The following is a 26,358-nucleotide window of genomic DNA, read 5'->3' on the forward strand; positions in this document are numbered from 1 at the left end:
CCACAACAAATAGCGTTGATTAGAGGTAAGTTATGCAGCAAGCCATTCGAAAAGTAGTGATAGCCGGCGGCGGAACAGCCGGTTGGATGACCGCAGCTTTACTTAGTAAAGTGCTGGGTAAGCAACTTTCAATTACATTGGTGGAGTCTGATGACATTGGCATAGTAGGAGTGGGGGAAGCCACCATTCCGCCTATTCAAACCTTTAATAAATACTTAGGAATAGATGAAAAAGAATTCTTAAGAGAAACGAACGGCACCCTTAAACTTGCCATTAAATTTGAGAACTGGAAAAAGCAAGGTGAAAGCTACTTCCATACCTTTGGTGCGCCTGGTGCCAACATGGGTTTTTGTAGCTTTCAGCACTATTGGTTACGCGCTAAACAAGAAGGTTTAACGCAATCTTTATGGGATTTTGATCTAAACTATTTGGCTTGCCAAGCAGGTAAATTTGGTAAAATTAATAGCCAGCAAAACCCCCTGCATGAAATGCAATACGCGTATCATTTTGATTCAGCCTTGTATGGCCAATACCTTCGCAAAAAAAGTGAAGCTATGGGCGTAGTGCGCTGTGAAGGCAAAATTAAACGCGTGGATGTAAGCTCTGAAAATGGCTGTGTGAAGGGCCTAGAGCTAGAAAGCGGTAAGCAAATAGAAGGGGACTTATTTATAGATTGCACCGGGTTTAGAGGCTTGTTGATTAAACAAGCGCTTGACGTGCAATACGAAGATTGGTCACATTTATTGCCCGCGAATTCGGCAATAGCAGTGCCCACTAAACGCTTTGAAAAAACCTTGCCTTATACCCGAAGTATTGCTCACAACGCGGGCTGGCAATGGCGTATTCCACTGACCCACAGAAACGGCAACGGTATTGTGTATTGTAGTGACTACATGGATGATGCAAAGGCCGAAGAAACGCTTATGTCGAACCTTGATTCAGAACCATTAGATGAGCCCCGCAAAATTAATTTTCGCACGGGCAGAACTAGCCAACAATGGCATAAAAACGTGGTTGCTATTGGGCTATCAAGCGGATTTTTAGAGCCTTTAGAATCAACCAGTATTCATTTAATTCAATCGGGTATTGTTCGCCTACTTAAACTGTTCCCCAACCAAGGTACTAGCCAAGCCAATATTAACACTTACAATAGTGAATCTAAGCAAGAATTTGAGACCGTTCGTGACTTTATAGTTCTACACTATTATTTGACTGAACGGGATGATTCTGACTTTTGGAATGACATGCGCAACTTAAAAGTGCCTCATAGATTAGAAAGTAAAATTCAAATATTTAAAGATGCTGGCGCAATTTTTAATGACAACAATGATATTTTTAAAGATGCTTCATGGTTGCAAGTTATGTTGGGGCAAGGTGCAGTGCCTAAAGATTTTCACCCTGCCGCCTTGGTGCCATCAAAACAAGAATTACTGAACACTATGCAACAGCTTTTACAGCTAAAACAGCAACCTTTGCAAGCACTACCTAGCCATGATGCGTTTTTAGAAAAGTATCTTGCTTGAAAATAAAAGCACAAGGTAGTTAACGCTTTTACTGCACAGCCATAATCAAACAGAAAAAATCGAGTAAAATTACAATCAAAGTGTTGACTCTCACCTAAGGTAATACTTCAGGATAATCACGTTAGCAATTAATTGCATTGGTAATCAGCGAAATGAATAGTAAACAAATAAAGTACACCGTAGGGCAACTTAGTAAATTGAGTAATGTGAGCGTGCGAACCTTGCACTTTTACGACGAAAAAAATTTGCTAAAGGCCAAACGAGATAACAACGGTTATCGTTTTTACTCTGCCTACGATGCCGCTTTATTGCAGCAAATCATTATCTATCGAGAGATGGATATGAGTTTAACAGACATTGCTGCCACTATTAATGCTGGTAACTTTGACTTAATCAGTGCCTTGCAAAAACAGCGCAGATTGCTAATAGAGCGTCGTAAAACGACTAATGTAATGATTAAACGAATTGAGGTATCAATTATGATGGCAAAAGGCGAAGAAAATTTTGACGTAATCTTAAAAGGATTACCACAGGCGAAAGTAGATGAGTGGAAGTCAGAAATAAAGCATGGCGAAAATGGTGAAGAAGTATTTGAAGCTTACGGTAAAATATCAAATGATGAAATTCATGATTATAAACATGACGCCGATGAGTGGACCCAACGTTATATGGAAGTTACCCACCTACCCGTAGATGATGAAAGAGTACAAGCTTTTATGAAAGAGGCCTACATCATGCTAAATAGCATGTTATACAAAACTATGGATGATTTTAAGGGAGCAAATTACGAATTTTTAAAGATGACAAACACAGAGGGAAGAAAAGACACTGTGGTGGTCGATATTTATGAGACTTATCAAAAAGGTATGGCAAAGCACTACTTCGATGCCATGGACTATTTTGCAGAAAACTCATTAAAGGACAACGAAGAAAATTATATTCACTTGACTTAAAAAACTCGTTTACGCTAGCCGCATTTGTAAAGGCATAATGCTTATGCCTTTATTTGCCTTACAGTCCCCATGAACTAAAGCTTTTCTACCGCATGGAGCGACTATTTGCATGCATTGGAAGCGAGGGGCTAATCTTTGCTTAAGCTTGCGTTGGAAGCCGAGTATTGGGGATTGCGGCCCACCTCAGGGCGTGTTGTTATGTACGCTTATAAACATCAGATCTGTGGCCTACTTTTATTACCTGTACAATCAATTCTCAGTCTTTTATCTCGTACAATATGCGATAAAGGCATTTACGTATTCGGTACAAACGATTGCCGCTTAACTTTATAGCACCAACTCTTCGCGGATCCTCGGCAAGGCTATCAATTTTTGAGATTATCTTAATTACGTCTGATTTAGGTACAGACTTCAAACTTTTAAAACTGGTTTTTTAAACGTTACTTTATAGTTTTCCATCTGCTTCCAAACTATTAAGCAGCGATTCATAACTTATTTCTGGTTCATCAACTCGAGCTCTAACAGCAGCCAAAACTGTGACAGTTAAACATTTTCGGAGTTTAGGCGCTTGTTATATTCCTTACGCCATTGCAAAATGAATTTGATGAACTCTAGCTAAGTTTACATTATGTTTTGCTTGCCAAAGATCATAATTGTCTTGCATCGATAGCCAACTTTCAGGGCTACGGCCAAGCGCTTTCGATAGTCGTAAAGCCATTTCTGGAGTAATAGCACTTTTAGCTTTTAAAATACGGCTTAAAGTTGACGGAGAAACATCTAATTGCTTTGCAACAAATCGGCAACTATAGCCAAATGGTTCCATATAAACATCGGAAATAAATTCACCCGGATGCGGTGGATTATGCATATTCATTAGTGATAATCCTCATAATTTAAAATAAAATCATTGCCATCTTTAAATTCGAATGTGACTCACCAGTTACCATTTACAGTAATAGACCAAATTCCATCTCGTTTACCTTTTAAGGCATGTAACTTAAACCCAGGTAAGTCAATATCGTCTAAAACAGTAGCAGTATCAATAGCGGCAAGTTGCATTCTAAGTCGACGCTCATGCTTAGCTTGAATGCCAGCTGTTGTGCCTGACTCAAAGAACTTTTTCAGTCCTTCATGTTTAAATGACTTAATCATAACCGAAAGCGTAGCGTGTTGCGCAAAGAGTGTTGTTGTTTAGCGGTTTGTTATGCATCACCTTTCACTATGGAAAATAATGCGTTAATTTTTTTGTTTACCCGTTTCCTTTCACTATTTTGCTCGGCAATAACAATTGAACTAAATAGCAATACTACCCATAACATAGGACTACTACGTGTTTCGGGATATAACCAAAAGATGAAAAAGAGAATTATCAACGCAATAATTATTCTAATTGCACTACCTTTCCAATTGGGTTGAAGATCCTCTAGTTCTTTTATTATTTATTCTTTCTGATGTATTTTGGTATTCACTGATTAATTCCTTTTATTCTGTAATTTTTATGGCCGCTATACTATCGTGATTCATAACACTTACAATAAGCGGTTTTGGCCGCTCTTGCACAAATCCGGTTAATGGTTTTGTTAACTTTTGATATCAAATTGCCCCCAGTTCTTTTTCAACCATTTCAAATATGCGACTGTAAAAAATAAGTTTTGAGGAGGCGGAAAAAATGGAAAGATCTCACTAAGAAGATCTCCTAACTTTTTCAAGTCTGAATGTTCTTCTTGTTTATACAATTTGGCCTGCCAATGATTTTGAGAATCAAACCAAGAAATACCACTAGGATACTTATTTTTAACAAAACCGCTTGAAACTAGAGCTTTGTACTTATCATGGTACTCAATTCTCATAGTGAAAACATGAATTCCGCCAAGTAAACCCACAAATATATAAGCCAGCAAACAGGATATCGCAATGATCTTAAACAAATCCATCAAATATCCTTTTAGAAAGTTAACGCCTAACTAACGAGCATATACATGGCGCGCATAATACCCAAGGCGCGCCATGTATATGTCCCAGCGACCGAAGGAAGTGCGTTCAGTTTTTTGTTAGGTGCCCTCATATGAATACACTTTTTTACCTAATACCGTTAAATATTGCACTAGCTCTACATTCTTACCAACAGGACAAGGCTGATCGCATGTCACTGTTACAATGTTTCCGTTTGACAATAAAACTTTTGCCGTATTTTCGACCCCAATGCTTCTTCCACCATAAATTTTCTGTTTCGTCGACAAAATTTCTCCGTGGAGGCTAGCCTGTTCAAACCCTTTAAATGAAAATACTGCTATTAACAAAACGAATAGCCCACTAAATATCAAAATGTTTCTAGTTATAGGATTTCTATTGAAATAATCAGCTAAACTACCCATGACACCAAATTAAGCGGCGTTTTGGCGCTTTTCCAAAATGTCCGTCTTTAATTTCTTTGTTATAAGCCAAGTTGACACCAGTTCTTAATTTTTGAGATTTCCACTTCTGCTTCAATACCATTTCCCGTAGCAGGAAACTCCTTTATATACTTTATATTGTCATTGTTGAACCTTACATTTTTCACAAAGCCTTTATTGATTTGCTTAAACTCTGAGTAAGCATTTTCTTCAACGTTAATTAAAAACAGTCTAGTTTGAGGACCTTGAACATATTCCGTTGTTAGCCACTCTTCCAGTGCAAGAAACGTCGAGCAAGGAGACCATTTAAGCTTTTGTCCGAATAAACGGTCACTCAAAAATTGCCCGTTTAATTCTAATCTGCAATACGCAGGGCCAAATCTGATTTCATTTTCATAAATCAGATTAGCGGAATGTATTGAATTTGGGGATTCGCTCATTTCGACCTTGGCTTATAACACCTTATTATGAAGACTTCATAGTAACTGCGAGATAAGTTCATTTCACAAAGCCTCCATACTTATTCAATTTCAATAGCTTACTATTTTCTTGATGAGAATTTCTACAATTTTTTATGTATTTACCATGCACGCATAGTAACACCGCGTATCCATCTCAGAAAAGTTCTCAAAAACAAAGCTCTAGAAGGAAATGCCAAATATAGTAACGTGGTTACTATGCATTCATGGTAACAACAAGTTTGAATCTAGCCTTGAGTTTTAGAAATACCGACATGCAGGCTAATTGCCTATTTTGTAGAATGCGGTTCACTGAACACCATCAGTAATTACCCATTAAAAAGGAACCAGTAATGCCTCTATAGTGTTTCTAGCGATGGCGGGTTAATCATCTATAGCAGCTGTTTCGCCGGTTTTGATTTCACAGGGTAAAACAACACTTTCTTTAACGCCGCTTAGCAACATAGTGGCGGCAGACACACCTTTTTGCACGCTTGCTTGGCACACCGTTGAAATACTAGGGCTAACACGCAGTGCTTCATTTATGCCGTCAAACCCTGTTATGCGAAGCTCTTCTGGTACTTTTATGTTTGCCGCGGTTGCACAGTACAACACTTCAATAGCCACTAAATCACTCATGCATAGCACAACATTTGGCCTAGGGTGGGCAGATAGCACTTCAAGGGCAGCTTGTTTGGCATACTTATGATTATTTTCAGGAATATGCCAAATCATATCGTTTTGTACGCTGTTGCCTGTTTCCTCAATCGCTTTAGTAAAGCCATTTAAACGGCGGCGCGTGATGCACTTTTCTAGATCAAGCAAAGGAGAATCGTAAATTCTACAGGTTGTATTGGCCTCTATTAGCCTTAAGCCAATAATAGCTACGGTATCGGTTGGTTTTACCGCAAGTGATGCAACTTCGTAAGCCGAGGTTTCGTTATCAATATTAACCGATGGCCTATTTACAAGGTTAAAATCGACCGTTACTACAGGCTTTCGCTGAGCTTGAATATTGGCAAGTAATTCGTTATTACGAGGCGCCCCGTAGCAAATAAAGCCATCAACAAAATCTTCAACATCAGTAAGGGTTGATGAATCACCTGAATATAACAATAAGTGTTTGCCTTCTTCCTTAAGTACCTTTGAAACACCTTCAATAAACGAATTAGCCACAGGGTCTGTCACCATGTAATCAATACTATCGGCAAGTACCAAAGCAATAATATTTGATTTACCCTTTCGCAGTATTTGAGCCGCTTTATTTGGCCCTGAAAAGCCAAGTTCTTCGCACGCCTCTAGAATAAACTTACGCTTTTTAGCAGAAAGTTGGTCAGGGCGATTAAAGGCATTAGATATTGTAGCGGTTGAAGTCCCCAACTTGAGAGCAACGTCTTTTAAGGTCAAATTTCGTTTATTGGGTACAGTCATATTGATTTTCCTGTTTACAGCTTTGCTGCGCAGTTATTGCGGGCGTTATGCGTAAATTATCTATTATTATTATAAACGAATCAAACTTAAGATTAAGTTGATAAGAAAGCTTGCTCAACAAAAACACAAAGCAATATAAAAACAGTAAGTTAAAGCGTTTTTTTGGCACTAAAAACCGACTTAAACATTTAAGATATAAGCTAATGTGTTTTTGCAAAGTTCAGCGCACATTTATTTAAAAAATGCTCTATGTTGTTTTCCAAATACAAGTCACCTTGTTTTGCTTGCTTAGCCGCTAAGGGCGGGAAGGTGCCATAGCCAGCAAGCATCGCGTTCCATGAGTTTGCATCAAAATGGTAGGCAAGTTGTTGGCGGTTAATTTCTTTAAGCATATCTTTTTTGTTAAACCAAGCTTGAAGTATTTGTACTAATGAGTCTGACAGGTTCTCGTTGGCGCGATTATCTATCCAATATTGAGAATCATTGCGGGTATTTAATTTATAGTGCGCCACAATGTAGTCTCGCACGCGCTCGAACCTGTAGTGAATAGTCTTGTTAAATTCATCTTGAAATTCGTTAGATAAATTACCTTTTGTATAGTGATCTACAAACAGTTCGCAACTTACTTGAACTAAGTGAAGCGCCGTTGCCTCAAGTGGCTCAATAAAGCCTTGAGAAAGCCCTACCGCGAGGCAATTTTTCACCCAGTGCTTAGACATTTGCCCCACTCGCATTTTTAAATGCCTAGCCTCTTGGCTATCATCTATTCCAAGATGCTCCCTTAGCTCTTTTTCAGCTAGTTCGGGGCTTAAGTATTTACTTGAATAAACATATCCATTGCCCGTTCTGTTTTGTAAGGGTATTTGCCAAGCCCAACCTGCACTTAGTGCGGTTGCTTTTGTTTCTAGCGGTAAGGGCTTAAGTGCTGGAGTGGGAAATACTACAGCCGAATCGTTGAACAGGTTTTCACTAAATGATTCAAACGGTGTATTTAGCGTTTTGCCAATAAGCAAAGAAGCGAAGCCAGTACAATCAATAAAAAAGTCACCTTCAAGCACGCCACCTTTCTCTAAAACCAAAGATGCAATTTCGCCACTTGGAAGGGTTTCCGCGCTAGTGATTTTATCAAGTATGTGTTTCACACCCAAATCTTTACCTACATCACGTAAATAACTGCCTAGTAAATATGAATCAAAGTGGTACCCGTATTGGATGTCAAAGGGAAAGTTTTCTGAGGCATGAACAGAGCGCAGCTGTTTACTTAATACTGCATTTAAAAAGAATAAATCGGGTTGCGTGGTTGTATCTAAACCCATTCTTCGGGTTAAGCAATTCATGTTAAAGGCGCGGTACGTGTGCAAGTCTACTTGGCTTGAGAAAGGATGAGAGTAGGCGGGTACATTGGAGCTTGGGCTCCAGCCAGCAAATTGAATACTTAGTTTATAGGTGGCATTGCAGCGCGCCATCCATTCGCTTTCTTTTACTCCAAGAATGTCAAAAAAGTGCTTTAAATTTGGTGTAGAGCCTTCACCCACGCCAATAATGCCAATTTCGGGAGATTCAACTAGCGAAATATCAACCGGAAAATCAGATAGTTGCTTAGCAAATAAATTAGCAGCCATCCAGCCTGCGGTACCCCCACCTGCAATCACAATTCGATTCCGTTTACTGCTCATTTTTAACCGTCATAATAGCAACACCTTAATTAGTTAAGTCAGCATTGTATGAATAACGCGGCGTAATGTATAGTCGTCATAAAGCACATAGTTAAAAGAATGTAACTAAGTACTGACATTTTACGCGCATAAGTCTCAAAAGACTTGAACTCACAAGCTTAATCGTTTAAGTTAACGACTTGTTAAATGGCGCTCAATGTTGAGTAGGCATTGTTGATAAACAAAGATACATACGTAGTTAGGAATTTATATGACATTGCGCTCTGATTCAGCCCCTCTTTCGTTTAAAGAAAAGCTTGGTTATGGACTAGGCGATATGGCGTCTAATTTTTATCTAGGCTTTTTCGGCTTATTCCTACTTTACTATTACACCGATATATACGGCATAGCACCAGCAGCGGTTGGTTTAATGATGCTTATATCTAAAATTGTTGATGCCGTGAGCGATCCCGGCATGGGCCTAATTGCTGATAGAACCGAGTCAAAGCGCGGTAAATACCGCCCCTATTTATTATGGGGAGCCGTTCCTTATGGCCTTCTTGGCTTTGCTATATTCTTTGGGCCAGACTTCGGCCCTACCGGTAAACTTATTTATGCTTATGTTACCTATATAGGGGTAATGCTAGCCTTTACACTTATGAATGTGCCCTATTCAGCGCTTCTTGCGGTTATTTCCCCTGTATCAGAAGAGCGCACTAAAGCTACTACCTATCGCTTTATTTGTGCAGGTTTGGGCGGAATGCTAGTGGCCGCATTTGCAACACCCTTAAAAAACATACTCGGTGGTGGTGATGACGTACTAGGGTTTAGGCTCACCATGGCCATTTTCGCGGTATTATCAATTGCGCTTTTTTGGATAACTTACGCCACTACCAAAGAGCGTATTAAGCTTACGCCGCACAAATCTTCAGTGAAAAAAGATTTAGGCGTTCTATTTAAGAACGCATCTTGGGTGTTCTTAGCTATTTCTTGTATTCTTATTGTTGTGGGCCTAATTTCCAGATTTGGCTCAATTATTTTTTACGTTAAATACTACATGCAAGACAACGGCGAAACAGTATTTTTCATTTTTGATCGCGTAGCGTTAATAATGTCGGTGGGGCTTTTCGGACAAGTAGTAGGCGCAATATTTGCCACCAAAATAGCTAAGTTTTTTAACAAGCATAGCGCTGTGTTAGTAATGAGCTTAGTGCACAGTTTGTTCTTAGTATTAAGCTTTTTCACATCACCTAATGATTACTGGCTTAGCTTTACCTATCACTTTCTAGGCATGATCACATTTGGTGTATCTATTACGCTGTTGTTCGCCATGTTCACTGACTGCGCCGAATACGGTGAATGGTTACATGGCAGCCGCTCTTCTGGCTTAACCGTTTCAGCATCTATGTTTGCCCTGAAATTTGGCTCAGCCATGGGCGGGGCATTACCCGGTTTTATACTAGGTGGCGTGGGTTTTGTTGCCAACGAAATACAAACAGAAACTTCCATTATGGGTATACGAGTTATGTCTACCCTTATGCCCGCCGCTTTGTTTGCAGTAGGTGGCGCAGTGCTCTTCTTCTACAAAATTAATAGGGAATTGCTCGCAAAAATAGAGCACGAATTAATAGTTCGTAGAGCAAACACTATTACTGAATAATCATATTTTAGGAACTGTCATGACTGACTCTAACAAATTATCTTGCACGCCTACTTGGTGGAAAGAGCAAATTATTTATCAAATTTATCCGCGCAGTTTTAAAGACAGCAACGGTAGCGGCGTAGGCGACTTAAAAGGCGTAATTGACAAACTAGATTACATTAAAAGTTTGGGGGTTAATTCGGTATGGTTAAATCCAATTTACGCATCTCCAAATGATGACAACGGTTACGACATTAGTGATTACCGTGCAATTATGCCTGAATTTGGCACCATGGTTGACTTTGATGAGTTTATTAAAGGCTTGCATGAGCGTGGTATGAAATTTGTGATGGATTTGGTTGTGAATCACTCTAGTGACGAACACGAGTGGTTTAAGCAATCAAGAAGTTCGCGTGATAATCCTTACCGTGATTACTATCATTGGTGGCCTGCAGAAAAAGGGAAGCCACCTTACCGCTGGAGTTTCTTTGACGAAAAAGGCGAAGCATGGAAGTACGATGAGCAAACCGATGCCTACTACTTACATTACTTCTCAACTAAGCAACCTGACCTAAACTGGGAAAACCCAAAAGTACGCCAAGAAGTTTACGACATCATGAAGTTTTGGCTCGCCAAGGGAGTAGATGGATTCAGGTTAGATGCTTTTCAATTTGTATCAAAAGATCTTAGTTTCCCAGAGTTCCCTGTAGGCTATGAAAAAGACCTGGTTAATGTATTTAAATATCATGGCATGGGCCCGCATATTCACGAATACCTGCGTGAAATGAACAGTGAAGTGTTAAGTAAGTACGATACATTCGCTGTAAGTGAGGGTTGTGGTAGCGGCGTTGAAGATGCGCACCTTTTAGTAGATGAAGATCGTAAAGAACTGCAAATGGTTTACCATTTTGAAATTGCTGACTTAGGCCGTGATGTAAACAATCGCCACACCCTTGCTGACTTTAAACGCATTCATTCACACTGGGATAAGTCTTTTGAAAAGAAAGGCTGGAATTCAATATTCTTAGCTAACCACGATTGCCCTAGAATGGTATCAAGATACGGTGATGATCGCCCTGAATTTAGAGAAGCCTCAGCTAAGTTATTAAACACCTTCTTACTTTCTATGCGCGGTACATCTTACTGCTATTTTGGTGACGAATTAGGCATGACTAATTCACCGTTTAAAAGTATTGAAGAATACAAAGATATAGCAGCTATAAACGGATATAAAAAGGCCCAAGGCGAAGGCCAAGATATGGATGTGTATATGGCGAATTTGGCTGAGTTTTCGCGTGACCACAGCCGCACGCCCATGCATTGGGATGGCACTGAAAACGCTGGATTTTCAAGTGAAGCGCCTTGGATCCCTGTTCATGAAAACAAAGCCACCATTAATGTAAAAACACAAGAATCTGACCCTACATCAGTGCTAAACCACTTCAGAAAAATGACGGCTTTGCGCAATGAAAATAAAACCTTGGTTTATGGGGAGTACACAGAGTTAGTGCCTGAGCATACTCAGCTTTATGTATATACACGTGAATGGGAAGGGCAATCAATGCTAGTGCTGCTTAACTTCTCTGATACAACAGCCAGCTTTGAACTACCGAGTAATTTTGTTAGCGCTCAAGTGGCTATTAATAACTACGACAGTATGCAAACAGAGGGCGCTAACGTAAACCTTCAAGCGTATCAAGCAATTATTCTGCGGGCTTAATCAAATTTTAAAAGCGTAGTTTCTACACTTTTATATACCAGTAGTGTGTGTCTCGGTACTTAACGAAAAGGAAAGCGTTGGGTGCCGAATTTTACACTTATTCATGTGGCTGCTTTGGGGCAGATAGCGGACGGGTTGGACACATTTGATTTTCAAACATCCTAGACCATTACCAAGAACACCCTCGGTCATTACCGCGAACATCTTACGTCATTTACGCGAACCTCTTAGGTCATTACCGCGAAGGCGGTAACCTCCTAACCCCACCTGAAAACCCAACAAATCATACTAATTCAGTCATACCAATATATGCTCAACGCCAAATTCTTATTTGACATTGAGGCGCATATTATGAGATCACCGCCTTTGCGGTGATAACGTGTATGATATTTCTAGCGATGTGCAGCCAACGCTTTTAGGTGTTCCTGTTTATCGTCTGGTAATCGTATCGTTAACGTAGGTATGTTATTGAAAGAGCGTTTCTTACTTAATCGCAGCTGTAGGGTGCAGACAAGATCTGTTTTCTTATTTAAAGTTGTTACAATGAAAACTTACATATTTTTGTATAACAATGATGGCTTTGAACGAGGTGCAAAGATGGGAATTAATACCTTTAAGTGGCGGGACTAAAACATGAAATTCAGTGGTCAGAGACACGAAGAACTAGAGTTTAAAATATTAGGTTATGAACTTCCCGAAAATTTAGGACCATCATATGAAGCCAACTTTTTGTATATCGAATTAAATGTAAAAACCACTAGTGGCAACTGGCAAACAGACAACTGTGCACTTTCAACCACCGATGTTGAGCAAGTAATCGATTGGTTTCACAACTTAGCGCAAAATACAGTTGTAATACGAGACTTAAAATTTGTTGAGCAAGGAATTTCATTTGAATATGTCAAAAACACTGATGGCCAAGTGCAATTTCGCATATTGCTACATGCCGAATGTATCCCAAAGAATATGGAAGGCTTTCAAACGTACCCTATTAATTTCAAGCTGAATAAAAAAGAATTAGAAGTAATTCATGACAATCTACAAAAAGAACTAAATTCTTTCCCAACTCGTGGCTTTAAAAACCAGTAAATGGCAATCGAGTCACCCAAACTATATTTAGAAAACCACCCCGGAGAAGAACATATTTATGAGGATTCCGACAACATTGTAGAAAATCATTTTGTATTTTTACTGCATCGAGACATTGATAAAGATAGAGACAAATTCAAAAAATTTGATGATAGGCACACCTTATAATTCGAGAAGACTAGCTGCCTGACATAAAAGTTCATGGAATAAACTATACAATACCGCCATTAGCGCGCAGTACCTGCCCATTTACCCAATGACCTTCATCACTAGCGAGAAAAGCGACCACGTTAGCTATATCCTGAGGCTGTCCTAGCCTCTCCATAGGGCTCATTGATGCAAGCTTATCAATAAATTCTTGCGATTTTCCATCTGTAAAAAGATCTGTTTCGGTAGGCCCGGGTGCCACACAGTTTACTGCGATGTTTTTACCTCTAAGCTCTTTTGACAAGATAGCCGACATTGTTTCTACCGCCGATTTACTTGCAGCATATACACCGTAGCGCTCTAGTTTTAAACCTACCACGCTGGTAGACAAATTAATGATACTGCCGCCGTCATGAAGCGCATTTGCCCCTAAGCGCAGCATGTTAAATACACCTTTTAGATTCACATCAAATTGTTTATTGAAATCTTCGTCGCTTGTTTCACTTAGCGTTGAGAGCGACATAACACCTGCGTTGTTAACTAGCACATCCACTCGGCCAAACTCATCAAGTGCTTTGTTAAATAAATCTTCGGCTTGCCCAGCGTTTGATACATCAGCCTTTACGGCTAGGGCATGACCACCTTTATATTTTATTTGCTCAACCAGCGTATTAGCGGCCTCTGCACTGCTTGCGTAGTTAATTACAACGGCAAATTTATTCGCGGCTAATGTTTCAACAATGCTAGCGCCAATACCTTTAGCACCGCCGGTTATTAATGCGACTTTGGTATTTTTCATTACTTGCCTTCCCGTTTTTTTTAAGCGTATAGTTAACATTATTATGTTTTATGCCTAATCAAGCTGCCTACCTAAGCTGGCTATCTTTACTGCCTCTTCTATTAAATAAGGCCTCAACTTTATTCTCTTTTTCCATAAGTACTTGGCACTTGATGCAAAGTTTAACGCCGGGTACAGCTATGCGTCTTCGCTCTGGAATAGCGGCATCACATTCTTCACAATATTCAGCACTTTCACCTTGATACATGCTGTTTTTTGCACGTGCAACAGCGTCTTCAACGCTTGCGTCTATTTGATCTTGTACGGCACCGTCTTTAGCCCAACCACCGGCCATGTTTCCTCCTTTAAGGCTTAACATTCAAAATAAGTGTTAACTTTAGAAGCAAAGAAAGTGCCGAGAGTAAATATCTACAATTTTTACAATGACTTAGCAAAAAAAGCACCTCGAAGAAAGGCCTGTTTTTTAAAAATCGCTGTAAGCTTTACTAGTAGCAGTGAAATATTTGCACTCACGAAATAAGCTATCAATTCTAGCGAAGGTTAAATATATTTGGCTCAATAGCATTGAGCCATGGCTTTTAAATGCCGGTGTTTACCTCGTACTTTGTTATTTAATAACTATTTACTAGCAATGCACATATACCTTTTAATTTTTGAAAATGACAGTATGCTAAGAAGGTTTTTAAGTTATATACAGTGCACAAAAAATTTGAGGCTGTTCGCTAAGTTCTCAAAAAATATATTATTGCCAATAAGTTGGCAGTAATACTGCATGTGCTGGAGCATATTGTTCTTTACGAACATCCTTTTAAAAGGGAATGTGATAGTGAAACACTTAAGGTCTTTATCGTGGCCGTGGTACTTGGCTGCATTTGTTGCCTACTTTGCATGTGGCAATTTGTTGTCGAGCTTATCTCAGCAATCACAAATTGTGCCCATCTGGTTGCCGGCAGGCATTGCCCTTGTTGCCTGCTATATTTGGTGGTGGCGATTTTTCCCCGCGGTGTTTCTAGCCTCTTTCTTGTTTAACCTTAGCACCCACAATTTAGCAAACTTTACACAGCTACCTGCAAATGTTTTTTATGAAGCTGCGCTAATTGCAAGCGGGGCAACATTACAAGCAATTGTGGGAAGTTGGCTCCTAAAGTATTTTTTGGGCAATCCACTCACTTTATATTCAGAAAAACGGATTTTGGGCTTCATATTTATTGTTGGTGTATTGGTCAATCTTATTGCTGCCAATATAGGGGTGTTTGCCTTAAGTCAATATAGTGAAAGCTACAACCCCCAAAACTACTTAAATAATATGTTTACGTGGTGGATGGGAGATTCTTTAGGTGTATTAGTTGGCACGCCACTTATACTGAGTTTAATTAAGTTTACCAGCAGTGACGCAAACGCTCAAAAAAGCAGAATGTTCATAATTGTGATTAGTTGTGTGTTGCTAGTGTCGGTATACCTTACTACTTTAATGTTTTCTAATTACAGTTATAAAAATGGTATTGAAATAGCAAAGAAAGAAGTACAGGTGATTAACAACGCCATTAACGGTGAAATTAGTAAAAATCAGTCTCAACTGCAAATGCTCGCTCGATTTCTACAAACCAATCCTTCCGCTACACGGCAAGCATTTGATGCATTTTCCAAAAACATTGTTACAAAGCAATCTTCTATTAATGCATTATCATGGAACCTAGTGCTTGAGCAGGAACAGGTAAATGAATTCGTTTTACAGTTACAAGATATTTACCAACGTCCTATTTCCCTTATTGGAAACCCTATTGAAGAAACCGACCCATTAGTTGTTATCAAATACATTTATCCAGTTCAAGGCAACGAAACCGCAATTGGATTTAATGTAAACTCAAACCCACTAAGAAAAACAGCCTTGTTCAACATGCAAGCGCCTTTCAAGCTTATGGCTACTCCCGTTATAAACTTGGTTCAGGCTAGTACGCCTAAACCAGCATACTTACTATTTTCTTCGGTTTTCGAGCAACAGCAAAATGTAAGCAAATCACCAGAAATTATTGGCTATGCTACGGGTGTTTTCTTAATTGAGGAGATGCTACAGCAAGCGTTTCTTTCCGCTAATCCCGGTATTTTCACTTACGAACTGGTTGATAAAAATGCGGCTGAAGTGTTTGCTGGAAACACAGGAAAAACCACTATTTCGTTGCTGAATGAACCTGATTTATTCACTCTGTCATTTGATATAGCTGGCCAAATATGGCAAATGAATCTTGTGCCTAAAACGGCTTACCTTATCCATAATCAAAGTGACTTATTACTGTTATTGTATATTTTTCAAATCTTTTTTGTCGCGTTCTCCATGACGCTAGTTTTATTAATGAACAGCCGCCAGTCAGTGCTTAATCATTTAGTGGGTGAGCGCACAAATGAACTAGTACTAGCAAACCAGGCTAAGAGCCAATTTTTAGCGAATATGAGCCATGAATTAAGAACGCCATTAAACGCAGTGATTGGATTTTCTCAGCTAGCTAATCGCTCAACCGACACTAACGAAATAAACAAGTACATAGGTAGAATTGGCAGCGCTTCAAAAACGCTACTGTCATTAATTAATGAAATCCTCGACTTTTCTAAAAGTGAGTCAGGGAAACTTGTGCTTGAAGAAAGACCTTTTAGTATTCATGAACTGCTACAGCGCACCAATTCTTTGTTTGAGTCAACATCGCAATCTAAAGGTATAAATTGGAGCATTAAGCAAAACTTACCAGACCCTTTATGGTTGCTTGGCGATTCATTAAGGCTAGAGCAAATCATTAATAATTTGTGCAGTAATGCTTTAAAGTTTACCAAACAGGGTGAGGTCGAACTTGAAGTACAGTTAGTAAAAACGCCAGCTTCACTGAACCTTGAAAACGATGTTACCTTAAAAATAGCCGTAAAAGACTCTGGCATAGGGATGACACCGCATCAACAAGCTTCTTTATTTAGCGCCTTTTCGCAGGCAGATGCCTCTACAACAAGGGAGTACGGCGGCACGGGATTGGGCCTAGCAATATCTCAAAAACTTTGTAGCCTCATGGGAAGTGAACTTAAAGTCAAAAGCACACCTGGTCAGGGCTCTGAGTTTTACTTTACGGTGATGTTAAAAGTGTGTACGGCGCTACCTGGCGAGAGTGAAGCGGTAAGTTCTTCGATTAACACCGCGCTGTTGTCAAAGAAAAAAATATTAGTAGCCGAAGATAACGAAATTAATCAAATTGTGATAACTGAAATGCTGAAGAGTTTAGGCGCAAACTTCGTTGTAGTTGAAAACGGCCAGTTGGCAATAGACGCTGTAAACAAACTCTCATTTGATATCATTTTAATGGATTGCCAAATGCCCATAGTTGATGGATTTGAGGCAACCAAAATCATTCGACAAAAGAAAAGTATTTCTGAACTTCCCATTGTTGCCTTAACGGCTGACGTTATGCCAGAAAGTCGCGAACTGGCTGAAAAATTGGGCTTTACAGGGTACTTGAGCAAGCCAGTCACTATAGAAATTCTTATTGAGTGCCTTTTACAGCAGTTGAAAATTGAACAATAGTTATTGTTAGTTACTTGCGTGGGAATTTTATCAGCCCCCTAGGCTGGAAGAATCAAGCGACGTTTACCTTAACCCGTAATACGTTGTTACATCTTAGTTATTAGCATTCGGGCAACAATTTGGTATAAGTAGACCTTTTGTAAAGTGATTTAATATCAGGGAGTCATACCGAATGAAGATGTTTGCTAATAGCCAAAAATCAAAATTCGCTAAAACGGTGATTGCATCCGCTATGTTTATTGCATTAGCGGGTTGTTCAGCTACTCAATCAGCGAGTACTGCGCCAGAAGTTGACGTTTCTAATGCCAAAATGGAGTTCGTACGAAGCGTTGAAGGTATTCAAGAGTACACCTTAGCTAACGGCATGAAAGTGCTGCTGTATCCAGATTCAGCGCAACCTAAAACACTGGTGAATATTACTTACCGTGTAGGCTCAGTGCATGAGAATTACGGTGAAACAGGTATGGCTCATTTGCTTGAGCATATGTTGTTTAAAGGCTCTACTAGCTTTAAAGATATTGATAAAGAATTTAATAAACGGGGTATGCGCGTTAACGCAACAACGTGGCTAGACCGTACCAACTATTTTGAGTTGTTTGAGTACGATGAAAAGAACCTAGAGTGGGCGTTAGGTATGGAAGCTGACCGCATGGTTAACGCTACCTTTACTAAAGAGCAACTTGAGTCAGAAATGACAGTGGTTCGTAACGAAATGGAACGTGGTGAAAATAGCCCATTCCGTATGTTGTCTTCGCGTTTGTCATCAATGGCGTACTTGTGGCATAACTATGCCAACTCAACCATAGGCGCGCGTTCTGACGTTGAGAACTTCCCTTTTGAAAAGTTACGTGAGTTTTATGCTCGCCACTACCGGCCTGACAACGCAGTGCTAACCTTGGCCGGGCGTTTTGATAAAGAAAAAGCTATGGCCTTGATTGAGCAAACCTTCGGTAAGTTAGCGCAGCCAGAAACACCGATTCAGCCTCTGTATACGGTTGAGCCAACGCAAGATGGTGAGCGAGAAGTGAATCTTCGTCGTACCGGTGATGTTCCCATGATTGCGGCCACATACCATGTGCCAAGTGCCTTGCATGAAGACACTCCAGCACTGCAAGTATTAGCCAAAGTTTTGTCTGACAGCGCACGTGGTCGTTTACAAAAAGATATGGTTGAAACCGGCCTTTCAACCGGTGCTTTTGCTTATTCTTACTTATTAAAACAGCCATCAACGTTTACAGTATTAGCCCAAGGCTCGAAAGGCGTAAACACAGAAGAAATGGAGCAAAAGCTGATTTCTATGGTTGAAGACCTAAACTCAAATACATTGAGTGAAGAAGAAGTGGCAACAGCGAAGGCGGCTATTCTTAAAGAAACAGAAGAGTCGTTACGCAACGTAACGGGTGTTGGCATGGAATTGTCAGAGTTTATTGCGATGGGTGATTATCGTTATATTTTCTATTTCCGTGACTTAGTTGAGAAAGTAACAGCAGAAGATGTGCAGCGTGTTGCTGATCAATATTTTGTTGCGAGTAACCGCACACTTGGGCGCTTTATTCCAACTAAAGACCCGGTACGTGCGGAAATTTCAGAAGCGAAAGACATTTCTGAGATTCTTGCTGACTATAAAGGCCGTAAAGCCGTTGAAGGCGGTGAAGTGTATGACAACAGCGTTGATAACGTAGTTGCGCGTTTGCAAGAGTTTGAATGGGCAACGGGTACTCAAGTGAGTGTTTATCCGAAAAAATTACGAGCAGGTGAAGTACACATTGCAATGACTTTCCCTGTAGGTGATGTTGACTCGTTTAAAGCTTACGAAGCGGATTGGTCTATGCTTGGTGGCTTGTTGTTTAGTGGCTCACAGAAGTACAGCAAAGAAGACATCGCGTCGAAGCTTGATGCATTAAAAGCGTCGGTTAGAATTTCGACGGGTACAGTAGGTGAAATCAATGTATCGGTTAAAGCTGTAAAAGAGAACTTAGACGAAACCCTTAACTTCGTTCAAGAAGTAATGGCTAATCCTACGTTTGATGAAACGGAAATTGAGATTGATCGTAAAGCGATGATCACTAGTTTAGAAATGAATCGTAGTGAACCACAATCAGTGGCTGTGCGTGCATTGTCTAAATCATTAGACGCTACGGAAAAAGGCCATCCACTGGCATTTAAAACTATTGATGAAGAAATTGAAGGCCTTAACGACGTTACGCAAAAACGCTTAATGTTGCTACACAAAGCCTTATTTGACACAAGCAATGGTTTTGTATCAGTGGTAGGTGATGTTGACCCTGCAACCGTTTCTAAAGCCTTAGAGTCACGTTTTGCCAGCTTCAAAGGGACTGTGGACTTCACTGAAATGACTGACGAATTGAACGATGTATCAGGTTTGGACATGTGGTTAGAAACGCCAGATAAAGCCAACGCCCAACTATACATTGCCCATGTTATTGATTTGAACCCTCAACATCCAGATTACCATGCGGCTTTCATTGCTAACCAAATATTTGGTGGCAGCGGTTTCGCATCACGTTTAATGCAGCGCATTCGTGTTAAAGAAGGGTATAGCTATGGTACGGGTTCTGGTTTGTCACTTCAGTATGACGAAGAGCGCGGAATGTATTATATGTCGGCCATTGCCGCACCTGAGAACATGAAGCTAGTGGTTGAGGCATACAAAGAAGAAGTTCAAAAAGTAATTGATAATGGTTTCACTGAAAAAGAAGTGGCAGATGCAATTGACGGTGCATTGAAATCACAACGTGTGACCTGGTCTAGCGAAGCTTTTATTGCGCGCATGTTAAACAACAACAAGCAATTAGACCGCAATATTCTTTGGTTTAAAGAATACCAAGATAAGCTCGAGCAGGTAGATGTTGCATCGGTAAATGCAGCCTTTGCAAAGCACATTGCCCGCAAAGACTTAAACATATTTGCAGCAGGTGACTGGGCGAAAGTAAACGCAAAGTAAAATAGCGCTTTATTTATATAGCTGTTTTATTTAATAAAGTCAGCCTTGTTTGGTCAGTATTAACTGGTCAAGCAAGGCTATTCTCCTCCTTCCATGAGGTAGTCAAGCAAGCCTGCGCAAACAAAATCATCATCTAAAACTGACCAGTTATAAGCTTATTTGTATTACTGCCATTCCACTAAAGTTTCATTAAAAATTCAAGTTCTGCAATTCCATGTGAAAGTAAACTGCTGTACATTACATGCAGATTTTATTTTCTACACTTAGTTAAGATTTATGAAAAAAGCGCTCATTATTACAGGCTTAATAGTTATCACTTTTAGTGCTGTTTTTACTTGGGCGGTCAAGTTTCCACCTTGGCAAATAGGGGCGGCAATTAAAATATCTACCGGCTTAGGCGCAAAGCTAGCGTGTTCAGCCAAGCACATTTCAAAGTTAAGTGATGCACAAATAATAGAAGACCTTGCCAGTTACTCACCTGCTAATCGATTATTAGATATAGAATATATACACACTGAAAAACGTGTAAAAGCCAGCATGTTTGGCTTAAGTGAAGCCTCAGCTACATTTCGAGAAAACATAGGTTGTGCATTAGATTTTGGTGATACTAGCGCATTAGATGCTGTCACGGCTCCGTCATACAAGAGCCTAGCTGAAGCACAGCAAATGAAAATTTGGCCCGAAGGTGAAATAGTGAATACTATTTTGCCTACAGTGCAGTTAAGCCTAAATGAGCAGCTAATGCTTGATAACCAAGGCGGATTTGATACGCGTGCTCTGCTTATTGTTAAAGATGGCGTAGTGGTAGCTGAAAGCTATGCAGAAGGCTTTAGCGCCAATTCTTTATTGCTAGGTTGGTCAATGGGTAAAAGTATGACCGCCATGATGATTGGCCACTCAATACTACAAGGCCAATTGGCAATTAACGACACAAACTTGTTTCCCCAATGGCAAAATGACGAGCGCAAAGAAATAAGCCTTGAAGACTTACTCACCATGACAAGCGGTTTAGATTTTGACGAAGTGTATACCCCAGGCAGTGACTCAACCCATATGCTTTTTTCTGCTTATAGCGCGTCAGATGTAGCGCTAGCTTCACCTTTAAAAGAAATTCCCGGCTCACACTTTTCGTATTCATCAGGCACTACCAATATTTTGTCGCGCCTAATATATAAACGTGTTGGTGCCAGCGCACAAGCTAATATCGACTTTCTTCACACCCATGTGCTATCACCCCTTGGTATGCACCACACCCTATTTGAAACTGACTCTAGCGGCGTTTTTGTGGGTAGCTCTTACATGTATGCAAGCGCGCGAGATTGGGCTAGGTTGGGCCAAGTCATGTTAAACAATGGCAAATTAAACGGGCATAAACTCGTAAATGAAAGTTGGCTTGCCCAAGCCCATTCTCCAAACAATAGCAACAACGATGGGCGTTACGGCTATCAATTTTGGTTAAACCAAGGTAATGGTAATAACGAACAAGACTTACGCTGGCCAAATTTACCCGAAGATGCATACGCCATGATGGGAAATAGAGGGCAAGTTGTTATGATTATCCCTTCAAGCAAAACGGTAATAGTAAGGCTAGGATGGTCTGCTAGCCATTATAACGTTAACGAGCGCTTTGCTAGCCTTCTATAAGCACTAAATGCACGAGTAATACTCTCACTAAGCCTCTTATTATATGCATAATCTTAACTCTGTTTCCCCAAACCACCTGTTTATCTGCAAAGATAGTTGTAATAAATTGTTAATCAAGACTACAGATACAAATTTACTCGTAAGGAGTTAACCCAATTATGTCGATTAATAAATTACAACAGGCCCGAGACTTAGAATTACCTACACGCCAAGCAATGCTTGAACGAGATGCTTCTGTGCAGGCATTTTGGGATCATAATAACAATATTCTTAGCGAAGCTTGGAGCCAGTGGGAAACTAGCGAACAAGAAAAGCTACCATTATTAAGCAATGCTTTGCTTGATGACCGCTTGCGCGACGCTGTAATGCAAGCATGGGAAGACCCATCTAAAGAATCTGTCGTGAAAGACTTATGGAAGGAAGTAGCTCCCAACGTGTACGAGTGCCAATTCTTCAACCCAGAAAAGTTAACGGCCTTTAGAGATTATTTAGAACAAGTGTGGGATGCACAAATACCTTTGCGTCCACCCTATGGTATTGTGTTAAATAGGCGCGGAGCAATGCTTGACCCTCGTTCACAAGGGTATTTAGCAGCGCCCAGTTTTCAGCGATTTTATCAAGAGTTATTGACTACTTACATGCGTCCTATTGCTCGCTTGTTGTTTCCCGAAATTGTAGGTTATGACACTCAAAGCTTTGGTTTCTCAATTCAATATAAGCCTGGCACTGATACCTCTATTCGCCCACACACAGATGCTTCAGCGGTAACTTTGAATATTAATATCAATCCGCAACATGAGAAGTTTGAAGGGTCGGCACTTAATTTTTATGATTCGCGTATGAATTTAACTAGCGAACTTAGCTTTAAGCCCGGTACTGCAATGATCCACCGAGGTAACGTGCCCCATGCAGCGCAGCCAATTACAGGTGGTGAGCGTTCAAACATTGTATTGTGGCTTTATGGTGATTACGGACGTATACCGCAACGCAATACAATGGCACCTCCTACTGATGCACGTGAGCGTTGGTCAGTCCCTAGTAGTGCACCCGATGGTTTTGCTCCTTTTTAAAGGAGCAAAGGTATTAGAAAGAACAATTGACGCTATTCGTGAATTCATTTATCTATTAGCGAAATTCACCACTATTTTGCCTTTGAAATACTTATTGGTTTTTTAAAAAACTTAAGGTATTGTTTTAGTTGGTTTTTATTTTTGGCATGCGCTGTGCTTTGTAATGCACTATATAGCGTAATATTAAACATACTCACATTACTAAATAAAACAAAGGATGCTGTTATGCCGGTAAAGCTTGAAGATCGCCCTATTGAACAAGTTAAAGAAGAAGTGATTGACGTACTCATACATAACTTTAGCCACGGCATTATTTCTAGCGAAGCTTTTGAGCGACGTTTAGATGCAGTAATTGAAACGACTCAGCATCAAGTAATGATGGATCAAATAAAAGATTTAGACGCTGCGCCTAATGACGATATTAAAAAGCAGAAAGAGGCGCAGTTTTCAGTTAATTACGCTCAGCAAAGCACTGATGATTCAGAAACAATGCTCAATATATTAGGTGAAACCGATAGAAGCGGTATTTGGACGGTACCAAGGCACATCAAGGTTTTCACTTTTCTAGGCAATTCAACAATAGACTTCACCAATGCGCGCTTTTGTGGCCCCAACGTGACTATAAAAGTATATAGCCTTATGGGCTCTGATAAAATTTACATCCCTGAGAATATTAATGTTGTTTCAAAAGCATTTTGCATATTAGGCAGCACTCGAAACAAAGCGCCGTCAATTGCCAGCAACCAAGCTCCTACAATTACGGTAGAGGGCGTGGTTATTTTGTCTGAATTAAGTATTAAGATAAAAACAACGATGAAAGAGTCTTTCGTGGCTTTTGCGAATAAGATGAAAGCCATGCTTGATGGCGATTACAACAGCGCTAAGCGTTAAACGAAAATACACAACTCAACCAGCATATATGCCGGTTGAGTTAGCGTTAATATTTAACCCTTTAAAAATTTCTTTTCACTGTTAAGCCAACCGTTCTAGGTTTAGCGTAAGAAATTTGTGTAGTGCCGTAAAAACCAGTTACATCAAAACCAATTAAAGCATGATCAGAGTCGCTTAGGTTGTTTACATAGGCAATAACACTCCATTTGTCTTCGTTGTCAGTCCAACTTAGGTTGGCATCGGCTTTAAAGTGGCTATCAATTCTATGGGCTGTAAAGTTTCTAGCATTGTGAAATGTATGGGATTGATAAGAACCGCTTAGTTGCACAGCTACATTACCGCTTTGAATATCCCAGTTGTACCGAATAAGGCCAGATGCTTGTAATTCAGGTGTGTAAGGTGGGGTTGTATCTTCAAATACACCAGAAGCCACTTCAAGATCTTCCACCTTTGCATCGGTATAAGACATACCAAACATCAGGTCTAATCCTTCACTAGGGTTAACAAATATCTCGACTTCTGCTCCAGTAAATTTAGCTTGCTCGTTAAATACGACGCCAGCATTATTTACCCATGAAAATGACTGATAGTCTGAATAGTCATAGTGAAACAAACTTCCATTTATTTGAACTTTACCGCCATCTAACGTATGTTTAGTACCCGCTTCATACGAAACTAATACCTCAGGTTTATATGTACTGAATCCACCAAATAGTGGCGCGTTAAAGCTACCCGCTTTCACGCCTCGATTGATCCCCGCATAATAAAGCGTATCATCATTCGGAGAATAATCGAGTTGTACTTTTGCCGACCATAAATTCTGATCATTGTTTATGTGCGCTTCTTCAAACATAACTCCGTTTAAGTCCACTTCAATTACTCGGTCATCAGTATTGGTATTTGAAAAAACAAAACCGTCTAGACTTTTGTTTTCCTTAATCACGCGTGCACCCGCAACCAAGGTTAAGGAGTCAGATAAGTAATAATCTATTTGGCCAAATAATGACAATGAATCAGTACTAATATCTGCCAGCGTATTCACTTCTTCGCCAGCTAGAAAACCTGCGGAAGGAGAAGCGGCAAGGCCTTGAATATAATCGGTGTTAATCGCTAAATAATAAAGACCACTTACCCAGCTAAATGAATCACTTTCTCCGGAAAAACGAAACTCTTGGCTAAATTGCGCTATGTCTCCATCAGATTGAAAAATTAACTCCGGGGAGGCGGTTTGATCAGAATCAAGTCCAACAACACGAGTAAATTTTTTATAATCGGTAATAGACACCAATTGCATAAAATCAAAGTCATAATCAACTGTTGCCATTAACCCTTTTGATTCAATTTTGTTTTGGTCGTCAAACGCAAAATCTTTGTTAACTTTATTACCGCTACCGTCGGGGTCAAAATTCCCGTTGAAGTCGCCACCTTGCACAGGGCGCAGTGGGTCACCATTAAAATTAGCGTCAACGCATTCGCCAAGCTGTATTTTATCGCAACCTAGAGGGTCATCTGCGGCATAAATAACATCAATAATATTGCCGTTTGCATCAGCAATTTCTGTGGTATTAACTACCTGATAAGGGCCTTCACTTTTAGTTGTTTGCGCCCAATTTGCATTAAGCAACACCGTACCATTATCATTAATATCAAATTCCAGTTGGGCACGAATAGCTTGAGTATCATCATTATAACCGTCTTGTCCGCCCCCTACAGAACCCGCTCTCGTATCAGGCTCAGCGCTTTGTTGATAAACATTCTCCAGAATTTCACCTTGTTGATTAGATAAAACAGATATCCGCCCTCGAACAGAATCTGACAAACTACCTGAAACAGCCCCTTCAAAACGAAACTGCTCAAAGCTGGCGGCTGTGAATTCTACATAACCCTCGGTGTCTTCAGTAGGTTTTGCGGTAATTGTATTAACGAGTCCACCGGTGGCGTTTCGCCCAAAAAGTGTGCCTTGTGGACCTTTTAAAATTTCTACCCGAGATAAATCAAATATACCGAAGGTTTGAGCTTGCGTGCTAGCCAAATATCCACCATCAACATAAACCGCCACGGGCGCTTCTGCAATATCCGCATAGTCATTTTGTACTACACCACGGATATTAAAAATAGCGCGTTGGCCGCCTATATCACCCGCCATTGATACGCCAGGCGTAAATGCAATTAAATCGATACTGTCGTCAAATCCAAGCTTATCCATTTGTTCACCACTAAATGCGGTAACAGCAATACTTACGTCATTAAGATATTGTTCTCTTTTCTGTGCTGTAACTAGGATACGTTCGAAAACCCCAGTTGAAGTCGCCACTTCCTCGGTAGGCTTTGATTCTTGTGCTTGTGAAAGTGCCGTAATGACCGCCAGCGGCAATAAACTCAGCTTTAATTTGTATATATGTTTTTTTATCATTTTTAT

At 40.1% G+C, this 26,358-nt stretch carries 21 protein-coding genes; 11 read left to right on the top strand and 10 right to left on the bottom strand.

Features of this window, described 5'->3' with window-relative positions; genetic code table 11:
* Window positions 1-32 precede the first annotated feature (32 nt).
* Together ACOI22_RS11370 and ACOI22_RS11375 are read left to right on the top strand one after the other, a co-directional pair.
* Window positions 33-1,523, top strand: a complete 1,491-nt coding sequence (locus ACOI22_RS11370) for a tryptophan halogenase family protein (RefSeq protein WP_420672145.1) — start codon at window positions 33-35, stop codon at window positions 1,521-1,523.
* Window positions 1,524-1,675: 152 nt separating this feature from the next.
* Complete coding sequence (locus ACOI22_RS11375) at window positions 1,676-2,476, top strand: MerR family transcriptional regulator (RefSeq protein WP_420672146.1); 801 nt, start codon at window positions 1,676-1,678, stop codon at window positions 2,474-2,476.
* 580 nt (window positions 2,477-3,056) lie between these two features.
* On the opposite strand, the gene ACOI22_RS11380 is transcribed toward ACOI22_RS11375, so the two are convergent.
* The 7 genes from ACOI22_RS11380 to ACOI22_RS11410 form a co-directional block, all read right to left on the bottom strand.
* Window positions 3,057-3,350: a HigA family addiction module antitoxin gene (locus ACOI22_RS11380; RefSeq protein ID WP_420672147.1), complete on the bottom strand. Its 294-nt coding sequence runs from the start codon at window positions 3,348-3,350 to the stop codon at window positions 3,057-3,059.
* Window positions 3,351-3,409: 59 nt separating this feature from the next.
* The gene (locus tag ACOI22_RS11385; RefSeq protein ID WP_420672148.1) at window positions 3,410-3,628 is read right to left on the bottom strand and encodes a type II toxin-antitoxin system RelE/ParE family toxin; all 219 of its coding nucleotides are present in this window, start codon (window positions 3,626-3,628) and stop codon (window positions 3,410-3,412) included.
* 428 nt (window positions 3,629-4,056) lie between these two features.
* Entirely contained in the window at window positions 4,057-4,410 is a 354-nt protein-coding gene (locus ACOI22_RS11390; protein WP_420672149.1) for a hypothetical protein, read from the bottom strand.
* Between the two features lie 117 nt (window positions 4,411-4,527).
* Window positions 4,528-4,716: a hypothetical protein gene (locus tag ACOI22_RS11395; RefSeq protein ID WP_420672150.1), complete on the bottom strand. Its 189-nt coding sequence runs from the start codon at window positions 4,714-4,716 to the stop codon at window positions 4,528-4,530.
* 194 nt (window positions 4,717-4,910) lie between these two features.
* Entirely contained in the window at window positions 4,911-5,309 is a 399-nt protein-coding gene (locus tag ACOI22_RS11400) for a hypothetical protein (RefSeq protein ID WP_420672151.1), read from the bottom strand.
* A 402-nt stretch (window positions 5,310-5,711) separates the two neighbouring features.
* Window positions 5,712-6,758 (bottom strand): LacI family DNA-binding transcriptional regulator, encoded by a 1,047-nt coding sequence (locus ACOI22_RS11405; RefSeq protein ID WP_420672152.1) that lies wholly within the window; start codon window positions 6,756-6,758, stop codon window positions 5,712-5,714.
* Between the two features lie 200 nt (window positions 6,759-6,958).
* Window positions 6,959-8,434, bottom strand: a complete 1,476-nt coding sequence (locus tag ACOI22_RS11410) for a tryptophan halogenase family protein (protein ID WP_420672153.1) — start codon at window positions 8,432-8,434, stop codon at window positions 6,959-6,961.
* A gap of 250 nt (window positions 8,435-8,684) precedes the next feature.
* Here ACOI22_RS11410 and ACOI22_RS11415 point away from each other — a divergent pair, with 250 nt between their 5' ends.
* The 4 genes from ACOI22_RS11415 (at window position 8,685) to ACOI22_RS11430 (ending at window position 13,032) form a co-directional block, all read left to right on the top strand.
* Window positions 8,685-10,073 (top strand): MFS transporter, encoded by a 1,389-nt coding sequence (locus tag ACOI22_RS11415; protein WP_420672154.1) that lies wholly within the window; start codon window positions 8,685-8,687, stop codon window positions 10,071-10,073.
* A gap of 19 nt (window positions 10,074-10,092) precedes the next feature.
* Entirely contained in the window at window positions 10,093-11,775 is a 1,683-nt protein-coding gene (locus ACOI22_RS11420; RefSeq protein ID WP_420672155.1) for a glycoside hydrolase family 13 protein, read from the top strand.
* 633 nt (window positions 11,776-12,408) lie between these two features.
* The gene (locus ACOI22_RS11425; RefSeq protein WP_420672156.1) at window positions 12,409-12,864 is read left to right on the top strand and encodes a WapI family immunity protein; all 456 of its coding nucleotides are present in this window, start codon (window positions 12,409-12,411) and stop codon (window positions 12,862-12,864) included.
* Window positions 12,865-13,032 carry a hypothetical protein gene (locus ACOI22_RS11430; protein WP_420672157.1) on the top strand — a complete coding sequence of 56 codons (168 nt, stop codon included), beginning with the start codon at window positions 12,865-12,867 and terminating at the stop codon, window positions 13,030-13,032. It begins immediately after the preceding gene.
* A gap of 43 nt (window positions 13,033-13,075) precedes the next feature.
* Here ACOI22_RS11430 and ACOI22_RS11435 read toward each other — a convergent pair whose 3' ends face one another.
* Both ACOI22_RS11435 and ACOI22_RS11440 read right to left on the bottom strand, forming a co-directional pair.
* Window positions 13,076-13,810, bottom strand: coding sequence for an SDR family oxidoreductase (locus ACOI22_RS11435; protein WP_420672158.1), 735 nt, complete (start codon window positions 13,808-13,810; stop codon window positions 13,076-13,078).
* 67 nt (window positions 13,811-13,877) lie between these two features.
* Window positions 13,878-14,144 (bottom strand): DksA/TraR family C4-type zinc finger protein, encoded by a 267-nt coding sequence (locus ACOI22_RS11440; protein WP_420672159.1) that lies wholly within the window; start codon window positions 14,142-14,144, stop codon window positions 13,878-13,880.
* Window positions 14,145-14,636: 492 nt separating this feature from the next.
* Here ACOI22_RS11440 and ACOI22_RS11445 point away from each other — a divergent pair, with 492 nt between their 5' ends.
* The 5 genes from ACOI22_RS11445 (at window position 14,637) to ACOI22_RS11465 (ending at window position 23,939) form a co-directional block, all read left to right on the top strand.
* Window positions 14,637-17,369 carry an ATP-binding protein gene (locus tag ACOI22_RS11445; RefSeq protein ID WP_420672160.1) on the top strand — a complete coding sequence of 911 codons (2,733 nt, stop codon included), beginning with the start codon at window positions 14,637-14,639 and terminating at the stop codon, window positions 17,367-17,369.
* Window positions 17,370-17,541: 172 nt separating this feature from the next.
* On the top strand, window positions 17,542-20,334 hold the full coding sequence (locus tag ACOI22_RS11450; protein WP_420672161.1) for a M16 family metallopeptidase: 2,793 nt from the start codon (window positions 17,542-17,544) through the stop codon (window positions 20,332-20,334).
* A gap of 276 nt (window positions 20,335-20,610) precedes the next feature.
* Window positions 20,611-21,978, top strand: coding sequence for a serine hydrolase domain-containing protein (locus ACOI22_RS11455; protein ID WP_420672162.1), 1,368 nt, complete (start codon window positions 20,611-20,613; stop codon window positions 21,976-21,978).
* A gap of 158 nt (window positions 21,979-22,136) precedes the next feature.
* The gene (locus tag ACOI22_RS11460) at window positions 22,137-23,048 is read left to right on the top strand and encodes a 2OG-Fe(II) oxygenase (RefSeq protein WP_420672163.1); all 912 of its coding nucleotides are present in this window, start codon (window positions 22,137-22,139) and stop codon (window positions 23,046-23,048) included.
* 225 nt (window positions 23,049-23,273) lie between these two features.
* Window positions 23,274-23,939, top strand: a complete 666-nt coding sequence (locus tag ACOI22_RS11465; protein ID WP_420672164.1) for a LiaF domain-containing protein — start codon at window positions 23,274-23,276, stop codon at window positions 23,937-23,939.
* A 61-nt stretch (window positions 23,940-24,000) separates the two neighbouring features.
* Here the strand turns inward: ACOI22_RS11465 and ACOI22_RS11470 are convergent, their stop codons facing one another.
* The gene (locus tag ACOI22_RS11470) at window positions 24,001-26,352 is read right to left on the bottom strand and encodes a TonB-dependent receptor (RefSeq protein ID WP_420672165.1); all 2,352 of its coding nucleotides are present in this window, start codon (window positions 26,350-26,352) and stop codon (window positions 24,001-24,003) included.
* Between the last annotated feature and the right edge of the window lie 6 nt (window positions 26,353-26,358).

This window comes from Glaciecola sp. 2405UD65-10 (assembly GCF_048820975.1).
Taxonomy (GTDB): domain Bacteria; phylum Pseudomonadota; class Gammaproteobacteria; order Enterobacterales; family Alteromonadaceae; genus Glaciecola.

Excerpts from the sequence above, each read along its gene's own strand:
- ACOI22_RS11370 (WP_420672145.1), top strand. The coding sequence starts at position 33 with ATGCAGCAAGCCATTCGAAAAGTAGTGATAGCCGGCGGCGGAACAGCC.
- ACOI22_RS11375 (WP_420672146.1), top strand. The coding sequence starts at position 1,676 with ATGAATAGTAAACAAATAAAGTACACCGTAGGGCAACTTAGTAAATTG.
- ACOI22_RS11380 (WP_420672147.1), bottom strand. The coding sequence starts at position 3,350 with ATGAATATGCATAATCCACCGCATCCGGGTGAATTTATTTCCGATGTT.
- ACOI22_RS11385 (WP_420672148.1), bottom strand. The coding sequence starts at position 3,628 with ATGATTAAGTCATTTAAACATGAAGGACTGAAAAAGTTCTTTGAGTCA.
- ACOI22_RS11390 (WP_420672149.1), bottom strand. The coding sequence starts at position 4,410 with ATGGATTTGTTTAAGATCATTGCGATATCCTGTTTGCTGGCTTATATA.
- ACOI22_RS11400 (WP_420672151.1), bottom strand. The coding sequence starts at position 5,309 with ATGAGCGAATCCCCAAATTCAATACATTCCGCTAATCTGATTTATGAA.
- ACOI22_RS11405 (WP_420672152.1), bottom strand. The coding sequence starts at position 6,758 with ATGACTGTACCCAATAAACGAAATTTGACCTTAAAAGACGTTGCTCTC.
- ACOI22_RS11410 (WP_420672153.1), bottom strand. The coding sequence starts at position 8,434 with ATGAGCAGTAAACGGAATCGAATTGTGATTGCAGGTGGGGGTACCGCA.
- ACOI22_RS11415 (WP_420672154.1), top strand. The coding sequence starts at position 8,685 with ATGACATTGCGCTCTGATTCAGCCCCTCTTTCGTTTAAAGAAAAGCTT.
- ACOI22_RS11420 (WP_420672155.1), top strand. The coding sequence starts at position 10,093 with ATGACTGACTCTAACAAATTATCTTGCACGCCTACTTGGTGGAAAGAG.
- ACOI22_RS11425 (WP_420672156.1), top strand. The coding sequence starts at position 12,409 with ATGAAATTCAGTGGTCAGAGACACGAAGAACTAGAGTTTAAAATATTA.
- ACOI22_RS11430 (WP_420672157.1), top strand. The coding sequence starts at position 12,865 with ATGGCAATCGAGTCACCCAAACTATATTTAGAAAACCACCCCGGAGAA.
- ACOI22_RS11435 (WP_420672158.1), bottom strand. The coding sequence starts at position 13,810 with ATGAAAAATACCAAAGTCGCATTAATAACCGGCGGTGCTAAAGGTATT.
- ACOI22_RS11440 (WP_420672159.1), bottom strand. The coding sequence starts at position 14,144 with ATGGCCGGTGGTTGGGCTAAAGACGGTGCCGTACAAGATCAAATAGAC.
- ACOI22_RS11450 (WP_420672161.1), top strand. The coding sequence starts at position 17,542 with ATGAAGATGTTTGCTAATAGCCAAAAATCAAAATTCGCTAAAACGGTG.
- ACOI22_RS11455 (WP_420672162.1), top strand. The coding sequence starts at position 20,611 with ATGAAAAAAGCGCTCATTATTACAGGCTTAATAGTTATCACTTTTAGT.
- ACOI22_RS11460 (WP_420672163.1), top strand. The coding sequence starts at position 22,137 with ATGTCGATTAATAAATTACAACAGGCCCGAGACTTAGAATTACCTACA.
- ACOI22_RS11465 (WP_420672164.1), top strand. The coding sequence starts at position 23,274 with ATGCCGGTAAAGCTTGAAGATCGCCCTATTGAACAAGTTAAAGAAGAA.
- ACOI22_RS11470 (WP_420672165.1), bottom strand. The coding sequence starts at position 26,352 with ATGATAAAAAAACATATATACAAATTAAAGCTGAGTTTATTGCCGCTG.